18 protein-coding genes are annotated in these 16,531 nt (G+C 38.1%); 5 read left to right on the top strand and 13 right to left on the bottom strand.

All coding sequences use genetic code 11. The features are described from left to right. Window positions 1–16: 16 nt before the first annotated feature. From NSQ84_RS07845 to NSQ84_RS07800, 10 genes are all read right to left on the bottom strand, one after another. The gene (locus NSQ84_RS07845) at window positions 17–865 is read right to left on the bottom strand and encodes a DegV family protein (protein WP_144596977.1); all 849 of its coding nucleotides are present in this window, start codon (window positions 863–865) and stop codon (window positions 17–19) included. 213 nt (window positions 866–1,078) lie between these two features. Beyond that, window positions 1,079–1,330: a DUF2535 family protein gene (locus tag NSQ84_RS07840; RefSeq protein ID WP_063389678.1), complete on the bottom strand. Its 252-nt coding sequence runs from the start codon at window positions 1,328–1,330 to the stop codon at window positions 1,079–1,081. Window positions 1,331–1,417: 87 nt separating this feature from the next. Continuing rightward, entirely contained in the window at window positions 1,418–2,686 is a 1,269-nt protein-coding gene (gene ilvA / locus NSQ84_RS07835; protein WP_063389677.1) for a threonine ammonia-lyase IlvA, read from the bottom strand. Window positions 2,687–2,955: 269 nt separating this feature from the next. Next, window positions 2,956–3,447: a dihydrofolate reductase gene (locus tag NSQ84_RS07830; protein WP_094245658.1), complete on the bottom strand. Its 492-nt coding sequence runs from the start codon at window positions 3,445–3,447 to the stop codon at window positions 2,956–2,958. Further along, window positions 3,444–4,238, bottom strand: coding sequence for a thymidylate synthase (locus NSQ84_RS07825; RefSeq protein ID WP_066250264.1), 795 nt, complete (start codon window positions 4,236–4,238; stop codon window positions 3,444–3,446). Before NSQ84_RS07825 ends, NSQ84_RS07830 begins: the two co-directional genes overlap by 4 nt. A gap of 207 nt (window positions 4,239–4,445) precedes the next feature. Then, complete coding sequence (locus NSQ84_RS07820) at window positions 4,446–4,961, bottom strand: phosphatidylglycerophosphatase A (protein ID WP_063389674.1); 516 nt, start codon at window positions 4,959–4,961, stop codon at window positions 4,446–4,448. Between the two features lie 15 nt (window positions 4,962–4,976). Then, window positions 4,977–5,558, bottom strand: coding sequence for a YpjP family protein (locus NSQ84_RS07815; RefSeq protein WP_339211409.1), 582 nt, complete (start codon window positions 5,556–5,558; stop codon window positions 4,977–4,979). A gap of 373 nt (window positions 5,559–5,931) precedes the next feature. Continuing rightward, a complete protein-coding gene (locus NSQ84_RS07810) occupies window positions 5,932–6,366 on the bottom strand; it encodes a BrxA/BrxB family bacilliredoxin (protein WP_063389672.1) in 435 nt (144 codons plus the stop codon). Window positions 6,367–6,425: 59 nt separating this feature from the next. Then, a complete protein-coding gene (locus tag NSQ84_RS07805; protein ID WP_066250259.1) occupies window positions 6,426–7,550 on the bottom strand; it encodes a conserved virulence factor C family protein in 1,125 nt (374 codons plus the stop codon). Window positions 7,551–7,647: 97 nt separating this feature from the next. Next, the gene (locus NSQ84_RS07800) at window positions 7,648–8,121 is read right to left on the bottom strand and encodes a glutathione peroxidase (protein WP_063389670.1); all 474 of its coding nucleotides are present in this window, start codon (window positions 8,119–8,121) and stop codon (window positions 7,648–7,650) included. A 181-nt stretch (window positions 8,122–8,302) separates the two neighbouring features. Here NSQ84_RS07800 and metA point away from each other — a divergent pair, with 181 nt between their 5' ends. From metA to cspD, 3 genes are all read left to right on the top strand, one after another. After that, window positions 8,303–9,211, top strand: a complete 909-nt coding sequence (metA, locus tag NSQ84_RS07795; RefSeq protein ID WP_063389669.1) for a homoserine O-succinyltransferase — start codon at window positions 8,303–8,305, stop codon at window positions 9,209–9,211. 60 nt (window positions 9,212–9,271) lie between these two features. Beyond that, complete coding sequence (locus tag NSQ84_RS07790) at window positions 9,272–10,411, top strand: diglucosyl diacylglycerol synthase (protein ID WP_063389668.1); 1,140 nt, start codon at window positions 9,272–9,274, stop codon at window positions 10,409–10,411. A 378-nt stretch (window positions 10,412–10,789) separates the two neighbouring features. After that, window positions 10,790–10,993: a cold-shock protein CspD gene (cspD, locus tag NSQ84_RS07785; RefSeq protein ID WP_063389667.1), complete on the top strand. Its 204-nt coding sequence runs from the start codon at window positions 10,790–10,792 to the stop codon at window positions 10,991–10,993. A 70-nt stretch (window positions 10,994–11,063) separates the two neighbouring features. On the opposite strand, the gene NSQ84_RS07780 is transcribed toward cspD, so the two are convergent. Beyond that, window positions 11,064–11,282, bottom strand: a complete 219-nt coding sequence (locus NSQ84_RS07780) for a zinc-finger domain-containing protein (protein ID WP_339211407.1) — start codon at window positions 11,280–11,282, stop codon at window positions 11,064–11,066. A gap of 353 nt (window positions 11,283–11,635) precedes the next feature. Between NSQ84_RS07780 and NSQ84_RS07775 the strand changes: the two genes are divergently transcribed. Together NSQ84_RS07775 and NSQ84_RS07770 are read left to right on the top strand one after the other, a co-directional pair. Beyond that, a complete protein-coding gene (locus NSQ84_RS07775) occupies window positions 11,636–12,055 on the top strand; it encodes a reverse transcriptase-like protein (protein ID WP_339211405.1) in 420 nt (139 codons plus the stop codon). Next, window positions 12,033–12,200, top strand: coding sequence for a hypothetical protein (locus tag NSQ84_RS07770; protein WP_157727946.1), 168 nt, complete (start codon window positions 12,033–12,035; stop codon window positions 12,198–12,200). Before NSQ84_RS07775 ends, NSQ84_RS07770 begins: the two co-directional genes overlap by 23 nt. Before the next feature lie 303 nt (window positions 12,201–12,503). Here NSQ84_RS07770 and NSQ84_RS07765 read toward each other — a convergent pair whose 3' ends face one another. Further along, entirely contained in the window at window positions 12,504–12,770 is a 267-nt protein-coding gene (locus NSQ84_RS07765) for a YpbS family protein (RefSeq protein WP_063389664.1), read from the bottom strand. A 64-nt stretch (window positions 12,771–12,834) separates the two neighbouring features. After that, window positions 12,835–16,440 (bottom strand): dynamin family protein, encoded by a 3,606-nt coding sequence (locus NSQ84_RS07760; protein WP_339211403.1) that lies wholly within the window; start codon window positions 16,438–16,440, stop codon window positions 12,835–12,837. Window positions 16,441–16,531 lie beyond the last annotated feature (91 nt).

Here is a 16,531-nt window from a genome sequence, read left to right as displayed (position 1 = left end):
AAAAACTAGCTTTTACTTATGGCTTCACATAGTAAGAAACTCCTAAAGCTCCTTTGCCGGTATGAATGGAAATGATGGGTGTCGTTGTGCAAATATCAATTTTATCGGCGGTTGTGATCTTCAACAATTCCTCTTTTAAGCGCAGCGCCAAATCTAATGCATTGGCATGCGCCACCCCAATCCTCAGCAAATCGCGATCTTTTATATCTTGAATCAATTGCTTCATAAAAAATTTAACAACTTGCGAATGGCTTCTAACTTTTGTGATTGGCGTAAAGATCCCGTCTTGTAAAGAAGCGATCGGTTTAATATTCAATAACGATCCTAATAGAGCCTTTCCCTTTCCAATCCGTCCCCCTTTTTCCAAATGCTCGAGAGTGTCTACTGATACATAAAGAAAAGTGTTTTTTCGTACTTGTTCTATATGAGAGATTATTTTGTCTAACATTGCTCCCTTTTTTGCCATTTTTGCCGCTTCAATCACTTGAAAACCTAAAGCGCTAGATATATAGTTGGAATCTATGACCGTAACTTCTCCCCCGGTCAGGCTTGCCCCCTGCTGTGCGGCGCGCACTGTTCCGCTCAGTTTACCGGACATATGAATGGATAGCACTTGAAAACCTTCTGCATGAAGGCGATCATACACTTCCTTAAAATGGATCGGAGAAGGCTGAGAACTTTTCGGTATTTCTGCTGATTCCATCATTTTTTCAATAAATTCCGCTGGTTCAAAATCAATACCGTCCGTATAAGATACACCATTCAATGTATAGGTTAACGGAACAACTTCAATATTGTATTCCTCCAAAATATTTTTATCTAAATCTGCTGTTGAATCGGTAACGATCCTTACCTTTTGTGTCAATACATTCACTTCCTATCAAACAATAATATTTCAACCTTATCACGTTTCTGATCAAAAGAAAAGAAACAGTCTCTAATCTTTACCCGTCCTAACATATTTTGAAACTTAAAAATTCAAAAACGGTCAATTTCGCAGATCTCTCCTTCTTCTCCAAAACGCTTAAAAAAATAAAAAGCCCTTGCCGATAATCAAATATCTGCAAGGGATATTTCTTTAAGCGTTATGTTTTAATCGGTTGTCTTGAAAAATTGATTCATAATCTTTCCACTTTAAAGCATGCTTCAAATAGCTTCGAAAATTATAAAGGCTTTTTGGCTTTGATTCTTTGCAAATGTTCGCTATAAAAAGCTGCAAATGAATATTTAACATGAAACGGTAAGAGTTATCCTCCTCCAATACTGGGATTTCAACAATCTTCACCTTCTGTCCATTTTCAAGTTTGAACTCTAGGCTTTTAAATAGCAAAGTATCAATCCTCTTTTTACCCGTTTCTTCTATTATACAACAAAATAGGAGCGAATTTTGCAAAAATTTGTCATATACAAAAATATTTTAAATTAACAAATTGAATAAGTTGCTGTCCTTGTTAACCTCTGTAAAAGGAAAACCTTTCTTTTTCATTCTTTCGACTAATCCGCGGTAATCTTCCCGATGCTTGACTTCGATGCCGACAAGCGCAGGACCGCTGTCTTTATTATTTTTCTTCGTGTATTCAAAGCGAGTGATATCATCCGTCGGACCTAATACCTCATCTAAAAATTCACGTAAAGCACCCGCACGCTGCGGAAAATTAACGATAAAATAATGCTGCAAGCCTTCATAAATTAAGGATCTCTCCTTAATTTCCTGCATGCGCTCAATATCGTTATTGCCTCCGCTAAGAATGCAAACGACATTTTTTCCTTTTATTTGATCTTTGTAAAAATCAAGCGCTGCGATTGGAAGCGCACCTGCTGGTTCTGCTACAATTGCATTTTCATTATATAAGTTCAAGATCGTTGTACAAATTTTTCCTTCCGGCACAAGTAAAAGATCGTCCAAAATTGTCCGGCAAATGGAAAATGTCTGATTTCCTACCCGCTGGACCGCCGCTCCATCCACAAATTTTTCAATTTCATCCAGTTCGACTACTTCGCCTTTTTCGAGTGATTTCGCCATAGCTGGTGCTCCGGAAGGTTCCGTGCCGATTAATTTTGTTTCCGGCGATACGCTTTGAAAGTATGTGCCGATGCCAGACATTAACCCTCCGCCGCCGATAGCAGCAAACAAAAAATCAATTGGCTCATCGCTGTCATTTAAAATTTCAACAGCAATGGTGCCTTGGCCCGCAATGACATCTTTATCGTCAAACGGATGGATGAACGTACGGTTTTCTTTTTCGGCGCATTCAAGCGCTTTTTTATACGCATCATCAAATGTATCGCCTGTCAACACAATTTCAATGTACTCTCTTCCGTGCAATTCCACCTGAGATATTTTTTGTTTTGGAGTTGTGGAAGGCATAAAAATTTTTCCATGCACTTTTAACGCTCTGCACGAAAATGCGACTCCTTGCGCATGATTTCCAGCACTTGCACAGACAACTCCATTTTTCGTTTCCTCAGGAGTCAAATGTTTCATTTTGTTGTAAGCTCCTCTTATTTTAAAAGAGCGTACAACTTGCAAATCTTCCCTTTTCAAGTATACCCGGCAACCATATTTTTCAGATAATCTTTGGTTAAATTCCAATGGAGTATGTGTCACAACATCCTTTAATGATTGATGCGCTTTTAATATATCTTCTACTTGGACGAATGCTTCAACTTTTGTCAAATTCGTCATCGTACATCCCTGCCCTTAAACAATTTCTTAATTTTTAAATTATAACACGATTCAAATAAAAATAAAATTACATCTATTGTTTTTATTTAGAAATCGGCTTTTTTGACCGATTGAATCCAATTTTACATGTGAAATTATATGATTCTTATATGTATTACTTGCAAGATATGGCACAACTAAAAAAGACGCTTGAGCGCCTTTTTTAATGTCCTATAGAAGCCTGCGAAAGAAGCAATGCTTCCTTGACTTCAAATTGACTCAGACCGTTCTTATTTATTTCGCTCGTACACAAGGAAGCGGTGCGGATAAACATTTTTTTCATCAACTACTCCATCTTTTTGGGAAATAAGCTTCCATTCAGAAAAATCAATTTTTGGAAAATATGTGTCGCCTTCAAACTCCTCCTCAATTTCTGTTACATAGAGCCGATCGGCAAACGGAAGCAGCGCTTCAAAAATCTTCGCTCCACCAATTACAAACATTTCTTCTTCCTTATTGTTTTGGGCAAATTGCAAAAATTCATTTATCGAATGAAAAACGAGACAGCCTTCGCAAGAAAACTTTTCATTCTTTGTTAACACAATCGTTTCTCTTCCGGGAAGGGGCCGTCCAATCGATTCAAAGGTTTTACGGCCCATGACGATCTTTTTGTTCATCGTTGTTTCTTTAAAATATTTTAAATCATTCGGAAGATGCCAAGGAAGCTTATTGTCCTTTCCGATCAGCCGGTTTTCATCCATCGCAAACAAAAAGGAAATCATACACTCACCTCACCTTTAATGTGAGGATGAGGATCATACCCTTCCAGCGTGAAATCTTCATAAGTAAAATCAAAAATGGATTTTACCTCTTTATTCAATTTCATTGTCGGAAGAGGCCGCGGCTCCCTCGTCAGCTGCAATTTTACTTGCTCAATATGGTTGTTATAAATATGAACATCGCCGAATGTATGGATAAACTCCCCGAGCTCCAAGTCGCAAACTTGAGCAATCATCATCGTTAAAAGCGCATAGGAAGCAATATTGAACGGCACACCTAAAAAAAGGTCTGCGGATCGTTGATAAAGCTGACACGAAAGCTTTCCTTCCGCAACATAAAATTGGAAAAACGCATGGCACGGCGGGAGGGCCATTTTATCTAAATCAGCGACGTTCCAAGCACTTACAATCAATCGCCGTGAATGTGGATTCGTTTTAATTTGTTCAATTACATTTGAGATTTGGTCGATGGTATTTCCGTCTGCACCTGTCCACGAACGCCATTGGTAGCCGTAAATGGGGCCCAAGTCGCCGTTCTCATCTGCCCATTCGTTCCAAATTCGGACGCCGTGTTCTTGTAAATATTTTACGTTTGTATCACCTTTTAAAAACCATAACAGCTCATAAATGACCGATTTTAGATGAATTTTTTTCGTCGTAACAAGAGGAAACCCTTTAGCCAAATCAAAACGCATTTGATATCCAAATGTGCTGATGGTTCCTGTCCCCGTCCGATCCTGTTTTTTAACCCCGTGCTCAAGCACATGTCTGCATAAATTTAAGTATTGTTCCATTGATGACACATCCTTTAGTTGAAATGTTACTTTAATTTACAATCGGCTCGTTCTCCCATTGCTATTAAACCGTTTGTCAAACGAAAAAATTTTTTCAAAATCCGGATCGAAAAAGCCGTCTCATGCAGCTTATTTTTGCAATCTCCATCTTTAAAAATGGAAAAATTGGCGAATCGCCAATTATTTCCCGCTGCACACTTTCTGAAATTATTTTATCTCTTCCAGCTTATCATTTACATCTTCGTTATTATGAGCAATGCGGCTAGCTGCACTTGCAGCAATGGCTGCCACGATATCGTCTAAAAATGTATTGACTTTCCCGTCATGGCTATTGTTCAGCTCTTTGATGATTCCAAATTTTTCTTTGTCTAAATAGCCATAATTCGTAAATCCAATTGACCCATAAACATTTACAATCGATAACGATAAAATTTCATCAATTCCATATAGCGGTTCATCTGATTCGATAATTTGCTGAAGCGGTTCAGGAAGCAATTTTTGTTCCGCAAGCTTGTCTAAAGCAATTCCTGTCAAGACAGCATGAATGATTTCTCGTTTTCTTAAAATCTTTTCAACATGGTATGTGCATTCTTCAAGAGACAGATCGGGAATGTATTTTTTTTGCAGCTCCAACACGATTTGTCCAATGTCTTTTAATGTTACTCCCCGATCTTCCAACAATTCAATCGCTTTTTTTTGGAGCTTTTCAAGTGAATACGCCATATTCAATCACTTCCTTTACTGCAACCAATTTGGAGGTGTGTTTGTGTCCCAATAAATTTTCCCCAATGCATAATGGGTTTGAAAGTGGTCATGGTATGTATGGTAATGAAAATCAAACCAATAGCCCTGTTTTGGCGGATGATCGACGCGAACATGAAATCGTATCAAGTCTTTTCCGCTCATACGATCATAAATGTGAAAAATTTTTTCTCCTTTTCCATTCGCAGGTTTTTGGGATATAGCCAAATCTGCAAATTTTTCCTTCTCCGTTGCCAAGAAGGTTTTGATCACTTCTTCCATTTGCGGCAAAACTAAGTTGCGAAACTCATCTTCTATCACACCGCTGATTTTTTTACCGAATTTTTCAAATGATTGTTTTTCCGCTTCAAACAAAAATTGATCGACAATGTTTGGCTGTTCTATTGCTGACTGATCTTGTGAATCACGATGCAGTAATAGTTTTTTCTCTTCGGCCTCCGGTGCATAGTTTGCGTCAGGAGCCTGTTTATTGACGGTTAAGGCGGACGGAGGCGCTACAAGCCCGAATGTTGCGAGTGTAAATAAAACGACAAGCGATTTTCGAATCCAATTTTTCAAGTTCCCAACATCCTTTCCGCCAAATGAACAAACGATACTATCATTCTATCATATTTTAATCAAAATAGATATTTGATAGAGTTTTTTGACTGAAAAGAAATGGGTTCAAAAAAACGAGAAAAAAGGGTAAAATAAAAATCAGAAGTTGGAGGCAGCAGATCGGAAGCCGACAATTTGGGAAACCGGCAGAAAATGACCGTTCAACTCATCCTGCAAAATTTTTTCTAGTTGATTGGAGGAAAGTACATATGTATGATGCAATGTTTATAATAGGTAGCTTTATTACACTTGCATATTTAATTGTAATGGAACTTACAGACTAAAAGCTCATGGAAGACCATGAGCTCTTTTACTTTTAAGAAGCTGAATATCATTAGCAATGCTTTTCAAATGCTTGAAGAAGATTTTCCATAACTCCTTCCAGCGTATTGCCTTCAATGTCATGTCTTGGGATAAAATGGACAACTTCTTTTCCTTTTAAAAGAGCCATTGACGGCGACGACGGTTCATAACCGATAAAATACTCCCTCATTTTTGCCGTCGCTTCCCGATCTTGACCCGCAAAAACTGTTACGAGATGGTCAGGAGTTTTTTCGCTTCTTACTAAAGCTTGTGTTGCCGCTGGTCTTGCAAGTCCCGCTGCGCAGCCGCAAACGGAATTCACAAAGACGAGCGTTGTCCCTTCCGCTGATTCCATAAATTGATCCACCTCTTCAGGTGTAACTAATTCGCGGAATCCGGCATTTGTCAACTCATCTCTCATCGGTTGAACGAGCTGACGCATATACTCTTCATAAGCCATTGACATTTTCAATCCCCCTAATTTTTACTATATTTAACATTATTCGTTTATGAAACAGAAATATGCTACTTTTGCCGGCTTTCGGTCATTTGCTTCCAAACGGATCCTTTTGCTTCTTCTCCTTTTTCGATCCTTTCTATTGCCATCTTTATTTGCATTTTCACTTCAAATTCTGGATCGTCTTCCGCTTCCTTCAGTTCCTTTAAAACAGATTCATCTCCTACTTCGTACAAAAACATGGCTGCTCGCCAACGAACAAGTTTACTTTTGTCCTTCAATGCTTTCGCCATTTCAGGAATAGCCGCTTTGTCCCCGATGTCAGATAGCGCATCACCTGCTGTTCTTCTAACAGTAACGCTTTTATCTTTTAACGCTTTATAGAGCAAAGGAAGGACAGCCGGATCTTCGAGCATTCCTAAATAGACCGTTGCAAGTCTTCGTATCGATGCTTTCTCATCATTCAACGCTTTTTCCAGCACATCTAAATCTTCAAGCGTTGGATCCATTTGCTCCAAATGGGCAAACCGCTTTTGCCAATCAGGATCATCAAGCATGTCAACCGTTACTTTGTAGCTGAATCGCTTAAACGTTTCCTTTTCATCCTTTTGATGAATGATTCTATTTTTTATGCGTTCCAGCCTGTCATCCGGATAGGCTGCTGATATTTCATCGACAACCTCCTGGCCGATTGCATCCAAATCTCCGTAGCGGACGCCATGCTCCTTCCATTCCCTTTCTAAAACAACGTTGTTCGCATGCTTTTGAACTTCCATGATCATGTTTCGGAAGCGTTCAGGCAGCCCGTAGCGGCGCTCCTCATGTCCGTCTGTCAGCTTTACTTGCATCGGCAGGCCGTGAAACATTTGAATAAACACTTTTACTTCGCCATATCCTTCTTCAGGAGAATAGGCGTCCTGGCTGTTATCTTCAACCTGCTCGCCGAAAATGCTTCTTACTTCTGATAAAATATCCTGCCAATGATATTTGCTGTTTCGTTCAATGGCCATAAAATCTGCAACATGATAAACCCCTTTCACCCCTTCAATTGCTAAAATGGATTGGATTTCCTTTGGTGCTTCATGAGCATTTTCTTTTTTATAATTGTTCCTTTTACCTGCCGGAAGCTCTTGGTCGAGAATTACTTTCATCGTATTAGGGCTTGGGGTAGGTTCAATCGACTTAATGTTCACAAGATGTCACTCCCTACTTCCTCTTAGCTAGTTCCATTTTAACATGCCAGTCTGCAAAATTCTTTCCAAAAGCACTTGCAGTGAAATAATGGAGAATTTACAAAAGCTTTTCGATATAAGGAGCGATGTCTTTCGGATTTGTTTGCGGAACAAATCGCTCTACCGGATTGCCGTCGCGGTCGATCAAAAATTTTGTAAAATTCCATTTAATCATCTTTGTTCCAAACACGCCTGGAATTTGTTCGGTCAAATACACAAATAAAGGATGGGCATTCGGGCCTCTCACATCAATTTTTGAAAAGACGGGAAATGTCACACCATAATTTTCACAAAATGTTTGGATTTCTTCGTCCGTTCCCGGCTCCTGATTGCCAAACTGATTACACGGAAACGCCAGTACGACAAATCCTTTTTCTTTGTATGTTTCATATAAATTTTGCAAATCTTTGTATTGCTCCGTAAAGCCGCAATAACTTGCAGTATTGACAATGAGCATGACATTTCCTTTATACTGTAATAGTGATATTGTTTGCCCATCTGCGGTTTTTACATCAAAGTCATAAACAGTCATCACGCCTCCCCCTCCATTTACGTTGATTTTACATTACAGTCATAATAATAACAAATCTAAAATTGAAATATCATTTTAAACTATCTATAATATTAGCAAAACTTAGTCTGATCATGTTCTGTTTCGCTCTGCACATGATTCATTTTTTTGTTTTTCGATTACATTCCGGAGGTGCACATACATGCCAATTAATATACCAGCAAATTTGCCGGCAAAAGAAATATTGGAGAAGGAAAACATTTTCGTGATGGATGAAAAAAGGGCTTACACTCAGGATATCCGCCCATTAAATATTGCCATTTTAAATTTAATGCCAGAAAAAGAAAAAACGGAGACCCAGCTTCTCAGACTTTTAGGAAATTCTCCGCTTCAAGTTAATATCACGTTTTTGCGTCCGAAAACCCATACGCCAAAAACAACGGCAAAGCAGCATTTAGAACAATTTTATACAACGTTTGATCAAGTCAAGCATCGAAAATTCGACGGGTTGATTGTAACAGGGGCTCCTGTTGAAAAAATGCCTTTTAATGCTGTTAATTATTGGGAAGAGTTGACAAACATTTTTGAATGGACGAAAGAAAATGTGACATCTACTTTGCATATTTGTTGGGGTGCTCAAGCAGGCCTATTTTATCATTACGGCATCGATAAATATATGCTGCCGAAAAAATGCTTCGGCGTTTTTGAACATAAAATATCAGATCCTTCCGTCAAGCTGTTAAGAGGTTTCGATGAAATCTATTACGTTCCCCATTCTCGCCATACGGACATCGATGTGGAAGAAGTGAAAAAACAAAAAGATTTAGAGATTTTGTCTTATTCGGATGAAGCGGGTGTATGTCTTATTTCTTCGAAAGACGGGAGATTTATTTTTTTAACCGGACATCCTGAATATGATGCAACAACATTAAGAGATGAATATGAACGAGATTTGGCGAGAGGACTTGACATCGAAATCCCAAAAAATTATTTCCCTAATGACGACCCGACGAAATCGCCTTACAATCGCTGGCGGTCACATGCGAATTTGCTGTTTGTCAACTGGCTTAACTATTATGTATATCAAGAAACTCCTTATATTTGGGAATAATAATAGCAACCTGGTCGGATTAAAATACGACGTTCTGAAATTGAGGTGATGAAATCGTTTATGAATAAGCAGAAAATTTTGATCTTGACAGCAAAGTACGGAAACGGGCATATTCAAGTGGCAAAGACGCTGGAAAAGCGATGTATGGAACGGGGTATGGACGTCATCGTTTGCGATCTATATCAAGAGTCTCATCCACTCATTACTGAATTCACAAAATACCTGTATTTAAAGAGCTTTTCGTTTGGAAAACAGTTTTACCGTTTGTTTTATTATGGTGTAGATAAAATGTACAATAAACGAGTCATGAATGTTTATTACACAATGGGCAGAAAAAAACTCGAACAAGTGATTGCTGCTGAAAAACCCGATATCATCATCAATACGTTTCCAATGATCGTCGTACCCGAATACCGGAGACGCACCGGTCACGTGATTCCGACCTTTAATGTCATGACAGATTTTTGTTTACATAAAATTTGGGTGCATCAAAACATAGATAAATATTATGTTGCATGTGAAGATGTAAAAGAAAAACTTCTCAGCTTAGGGATCGACGAAAAAGACGTAAAAGTTACCGGAATTCCTATACGCAGCCGATTTGAAGAAAATATTGAGATAGAACCGTTGTACCGCAAATATGGATTAAGTGAGAACAAACATATTTTGCTTATTATGGCAGGTGCTCACGGCGTCTTAAAAAATGTGAAAGAAATTTGCGAAGCGATGCGCTATTCAGAAAACGTCCAAACCGTTGTTGTATGCGGAAACAATCATGCGCTCAAAGACCGCTTAGCCCCTCTTGCTAAAGCAAGCAGAGATCAATTGAAAGTTTTGGGTTACGTCGAAAGAGTGGACGAGCTGTTTCGAATTGCTTCCTTGTTGATTACAAAACCCGGAGGAATTACGTTAACAGAAGCTTCTTCCCTTTCGGTTCCTCTCGTTTTATACAACCCGGTTCCTGGGCAGGAAAAAGAAAACGCGGAATTCTTTGCAAAACACGGCGCTGCGGTCATCGTCAACAATGTATCTGATATGATTGATGAGGTGAACAAATTATTGCATTCACCTGATAAATTAAAACGAATGCGTAAAAATATTTTTCAACTGTACCATCCAAACGCTGTGGACACCATTTTAGACGACATAAAGTTAGAAAGTGAACGAATGTCTAAATATATTCATGAACATATTTCATAAACGAGTGTCAATAAGACATTCGTTTTTTTATAAAATGATGTCGCTTTATCGTATTAACTTCCTCGTATTACCTGGAAAATGCTTTTTTTTACGAGAAAACAGCACCGATTTTCACGGTGAAAGCATCCTTGTCATGTAGCCGGCAATTAAGCTGATTTATTCCCAATCAATTTCCATCTTAGCGTTTTGACAAAAATTCGAATCATTGGAATAAACTTGACTTTCAATAATTGGTTAGTGTATAGTAGATATATCATTTAGCTGAATATAGGCAGCCTAAGGTTTTGAGACCTTGCTTGTTGCATTATATTCCTGTTAAATGATAAAAAATTTTTTAAGCACGGCTTTGTGCGGAAAGTATTAGGAGGAAATCGAAATATGCAACAAAATGGTAAAGTAAAATGGTTTAACAATGAAAAAGGTTATGGTTTTATTGAAGTTGAAGGCGGAGACGATGTTTTTGTCCACTTCACTGCAATTCAAGGCGAAGGTTTCAAAACCTTAGAAGAAGGTCAAGCGGTATCTTTTGAAATTGTCCAAGGAAATCGTGGACCACAAGCAGCGAACGTTGTAAAATTATAATCGATGATCATTTGATCTTCAAATATAAAAAGAGGCTTTTGCCTCTTTTTATTTTTTATTTTCGGAATTTTTATTTATTACTGAATTTTCGATCGACGCGTTTGCGTGTCCCCCTCAAATTTTTCCCCAGCTCTTTAATTTGCTGTCCCACCGTGCATTTATTAATACAAAATGAATGGGCATATGTTTTTCCGTATTCTTTTCGAAAATGAGCTTTTAAAAAACAATTTACGCAATATTCATCCATTAATTCAGTCACTTTTTCAAATATAGCCGCACGATCTTTCATCATTCCATCTCCACTGTTTTTTATTTATCATTATGCTGTTTCACAAAAAGAGATTGTACTTTCTCGAAAATGTATCTTTCGCATTCTCAATTGAAGAGACTAATTTTTTATACCATATTCTGTTCAACCTTGCAACCGATTCACTCAAAAGGGTTTTTACAGACATTGATCGAATTGTATGGTATAATCACATCGATTTTTTTAAAAAGAAAAAGGCAGTCAAATAGATGTTTTACTTAATAAGATCAAAAGTTCCTCACATCTATTTTAAGCTTTTTTCATCCATATCATGATCTTGATGACATGTTATATTCTTCATTTTTAAAAAAATTCCTCTAAGGGAGTGAAATTGATTGGTAGAAGTCTACATAGATGGTGCGGCAAAAGGAAATCCCGGACTTTCCGGCGCCGGTATTTATATAAAAGGATCGAACATTCAAGAAAAATATTTTTTCCCCCTTGGCGTCATGGATAATCATGAAGCTGAATTTGCTGCATTAGTCAAAGGACTTATGATCTGCCTTGAAAAAGGATATAAGATCGTCTCTTTCAGAACCGATTCACAGGCAGTGGAGCAAGCAGTGCTTAAACGTTATGCAAAAAATCAACGCTATAACAGCCATCTTCAAGAAGCGTTAAAGCTCATCGATCAATTGGATTTGTTTTTTATTAAATGGATTCCCGAAAAGCAAAACAAAACGGCTGATGAATTAGCCAAAAAAGCATTGCAGCTTCAAAAAGGGATTGATCATGAAGGAACAACAAGCGGCTGATTTTAAGTTTTTTCGCGTTGCTTATATTTGGAAACAGCATTTTTTATCGTTCGGAGGGCTTTATGTGTTAACTCATATTATTGAAGAAGAACTAACAACGTTCTGGTCTTTCATTGGAACCCTTTATTGTATTAGCACGCAATAAACTAACAACGTTCGGAGCGTTCAGCGGGACCTTAATGTATTAGCGCGATAAACTAACAACGTTTGTGAACATTCACCGGGACCTTTAATATTAGAACACAATATACTAACAACGTTTATGAGCGTTCCATCAAGAGCGGGGCCCCATGAGATCATCCGCTTTTTGATCAGAGGGATGAGCTTTGTTTTTGCGGCTTCTCCCGGCAAAAAACATTTCCACAAACCATTTTGCACGTTCTGTTAGCATCCAGAAAATAAAGACTCTTCCATAAATTTTATGAGGAACTGGGTCATCCAGTTCCTTTTAGCTTTGCTTCCGACTTACATATTCTTTTACCATTTCTTCCGTTACGTATTTTCGCTGCGGAACGATTCCGGTGGTTCTGGCCAGCTCATTCATTTCTTTTGTAATTTCGTTAATCGTTTGCACGGAAAAATGAAGCCCCTTTTCGCAAAGCATTACAGCTTCATCGATTGCCTGCTCCCGTTTTTCTTCTAGATGCAAAAACCTTTTCACGATCTCGTGCTGTCGGTTTGAATGCTTTGTTATCTCTTTATGTACTTCTGCCATCTTTTTTCCCCCTAATTTTTAAGTTCGAGCACTTTCAAAGGAAGAGAGGAGCTTCTGCCCCTCTTTATGAAAGCGATGTTAATTCATTGAATTTTTCTTTCATCCATTGTACATCATTTGGTGCTGTCAACGTTTTTAATCTAGCTTGAATAAATTGTTCCCCTTCCTGAATCATTTTTTCCTTCAGCTGTTCGATTTCCTTTTTCAATAATGCTTCGTAATGGCGAGCCAGATGCTCTTCAAAAGCTCTCACCGACATGTCAATCGTATCTTTCAAATTCTGTTCTAAAATATCAAACAGCTTTTGCTTTTCGTTCTGCTCGAAAAATGATTTCGTATTTCGGAACACTTTATGTGCTTTTGAAACATCAAATTGAATGTAAGGGAAAACGGAAACTTGGATCCGGATTTCTTCCCATTGAACCTCTTCTATATTTGAAAACGGAACTGCTTCACATTGTTTAGCAACCATGTCGGAAAGGTTCTGATTGATTTTTTGCAATATTCCGTTTAAATAATTTTCAATACGAAGTGTTGTAGCGTTCATTTCCTGCTGGAGCTGAATATTCAGTCCTTCTATCATTTCGTTAAAACAATCCATTAAAATGGCTGCTTCTCCCTTTGTGTTGTTTGTAAATTTGCCAGGATGATACGCCTCTTTAAACAGCTCCGGAAGTTTATGAAGAAGCCGCTGTTTTACGTAATAGTTCAATTCTTCCGTTTCCTGTTGGAATGTTATAACGTATTCATCAACTGATTGCGTACGAATTAATTCCTGCATGCGATTGAGCTGATCCTTCAATTCGCGAATTTTCTGATCGCGTTCGCTTTCATCAAGCTCCAAAAGCTTGATCATATCTGAAAGTTCTGAGACCGCCTGTTGAAATTCATGTTCAGCCGCTTGAATTAAAACGGTCATCAATTCATGATGGATAAAATGTTCAAACGACTTAAGAAAATGCGGAAACTCGTCTCGAACCTTTGAAATCTTTTTCTTTTCCAATGCCTGTAAGCTTGAAACTTGAAAAAGCTTCGGCTCTCGGATTGAATGGGACAATAACATTTGCTCGACATAATTTCGAACATCTTCTGCATCTTGATCATGTTCCGCCAAATCAATTGCATTGATGATAAAAAACATTTTATCTAACGTAAAGGCGTCCTTTACAAGACCAAGCTGATCCAAAAACTGCTGATCTCCTTTTGAAAATGGATGGTTGTAGTAAGTTAAAAAGATAATGGCATCCGCATGTTTTATATATTGGAAAGCAAGTTCTGTATGCCGGCCGTGAAATGAACTCGCACCTGGAGTATCAACAAGAGTAATCCCTTTTCTAGTCAGATCACAATCATAATAAATCGTTACATCCTGAATCATACATGACCGTTCTTCTTTTGCAACAAATGACTCAAGCTCATCTGCCTTGATCCATTTCACTTTTTGATCTTCTTTTTCATAAAATGAGATTCCTTCTAAAAAGGTGTTCAGCCTTCGTTGAACCATTTCATCTTCCGTTCGTTTCATTGCTTGAAGCATCGCTTCGCGCAAACCGGAAAATCGCTCCGCCTTAAGAGAAAGCGGTGCTAGCAATTCATTAATTTCTTCTAAAATTTGCTGCTCATTTTTAAAGACTACTTCCACATCCCCGTGTTTTTTGCCATCTTTAACACCGGTTAATTTATTGATAACAGCGGTTGTTGGAGTTGGCGAGGAAGGGAAAATTTTTTCACCAATCAAGGCATTTAAAAAGCTCGATTTTCCTGCACTAAACGCGCCAAAAATTGCAATTTGAAAGGAGCGGTTCTCAATTTGAGAAAGTTTTTCTTTTAAGCGGTTGGCTGAATGCTCCAGCCCAGTCTCATTTAAAATTTCAATCCCTTTTTGCAGCTTATTTATCATTTGATCTTTCTTCGCCGCTTCATGTTTTCGTTCGGTTTCTTTTTTCTCTATTTTTTTATCTTTTCTTTGCTTTTCATTCGAAATAAGGAATTGAAGAGAATTCCATTCCATGATTTGTTTTTGCAGATGTTCGGCTTTCCATCGCTCGATATCAATATTGTCAACAGTTCCTTGACCATTTAATATGTCGGAAAGCTGTTTAAACTCATTCATAAATTGTTCTTTCTCATCAATCGCTTTAGACATTTGCATCAGTTTGACTGTAAGCTGTTCCCGCTCCTGCTTCATCCGTTCTCTTTCTGTTTGATTCATCTTGTGTAACGCTTTGATCATGTGATCGCGCAAGCTTTGAGCTTCTCGTTTGCACAATTGCTGTACAGCATTTGAAACATCTTTCCCATACTGGAGCACATATTGACCGTTTAATTCAGCCCCTGGTTTGATCACGTCAAGCAGCATATTTTCATCAAATTCGATCGAAAAGCTTAGTATTTGCTGTAAAAGAGAAGGTTGGTCGATATGATGCTTTTCGTAATATTTTTTCGCCATATTGATGATGTGCCATACAATTTGCGATTCCACATTTTTGGCCAGCTCTTCATAAAATTGAATAAGTGCATTTCGTTTTGCCTCTTCTGTTTTCTTTTTTGAGAAAAACAAACCAACTTTAAAATCTTTTTTCTGGGTTTCAATTAATTTTGCCGCTTTTTCCCTTGTATCATAAGGCATAAGATTGGCGTTTCTCAACAAACCATCAAGTTCTTGATCAAATGCTGCTTCAAACTGTTTAATGTCTTCATCTATCAGTTTGAGCTTCTGTTCTATTTCCGACAATTTTTGCTGGCTGTTTTGAAGCAGCTGATCAAGCTGATTCCATTCATCCAATGAGAGATGAAGGCTCTCCGCTTTCTCTTTAGACAAATCCTCCTTCATTTGTTGAAGCAAAATTTTTGCCTGCTCCAATACATTTTTTCGCACTAAATGCTTTTTATTATCGACTAGCCCATTTAACCGCTCCTCTAACTGCTTAAATTCGTTTAAAGGATGCTCAGGCGATTTCGTTGTCGTATAATAAATATTTTCCTTTTCAATTCCGATAGCTGTCAGCGAGGCTTCAATGTTTGTTTTAAACGTTGAAAAAGGTATTTCATCTTCTTGATGCTTATCAATTTGGTTGATGATGACGATGATCGGTTTATTCATCCCCCTCAGCTTTGACAAGAAAGAAAAATTCAGCTCCGACTGAACGTGATGATAATCCGTCACATATACGATGTAATCCGCTAAATGGAGCGCCGATTCTGTTCTTTTGCGATGATCGTCATCCGTCGAATCAATTCCCGGCGAATCTGTTAAAATCAGATGTTCACGAATCGTAAAATAAGGCCGTTGAATAAATACTTTTTCAATTTCATTTTCTTGTTTGCACAGCTTGCTGATCAGCTCATTATCCAAATCGTCTTTCGATTCATACATTTTGCCATTAAACAGATGCACACGGGTCAAACGTTCGCCTTTCGCCAGCATGACGATATTGGAGCTGGTCGGAAGCGGACTCGAAGGCAAAATGGTTCCGTTTGCAAGCTTGTTTAACAGCGATGATTTTCCTGCCGAAAAATGGCCCATAAATGCAATTTGGATTTGATCCTGCATTTCTTTTTCAATTAATTCTTTCCATTTTTGTTTATAGGAAGCTTTGACTTCTTTAGGAAGCTTTTCAAATATTTGAATCAAGCTGCTGATTCGTTCTTGCTCAACTACATTTCCCATACCTCAGGCTCCTTTTCGTCAATTCCTCATGTTGATTTTACCATATTGCCCGTAAATGAAGGCAAAAAAATTATTTTCAGGAGCCTGGACA

The sequence above is a fragment of the Aeribacillus sp. FSL K6-3256 genome (assembly GCF_037965805.1).
GTDB classification, from domain to species: Bacteria; Bacillota; Bacilli; order Bacillales; family Aeribacillaceae; genus Aeribacillus; species Aeribacillus composti.
The sequence above is the reverse complement of the archived record's forward strand: the minus strand, read 5'-3'. Positions and strand labels throughout refer to the sequence as shown.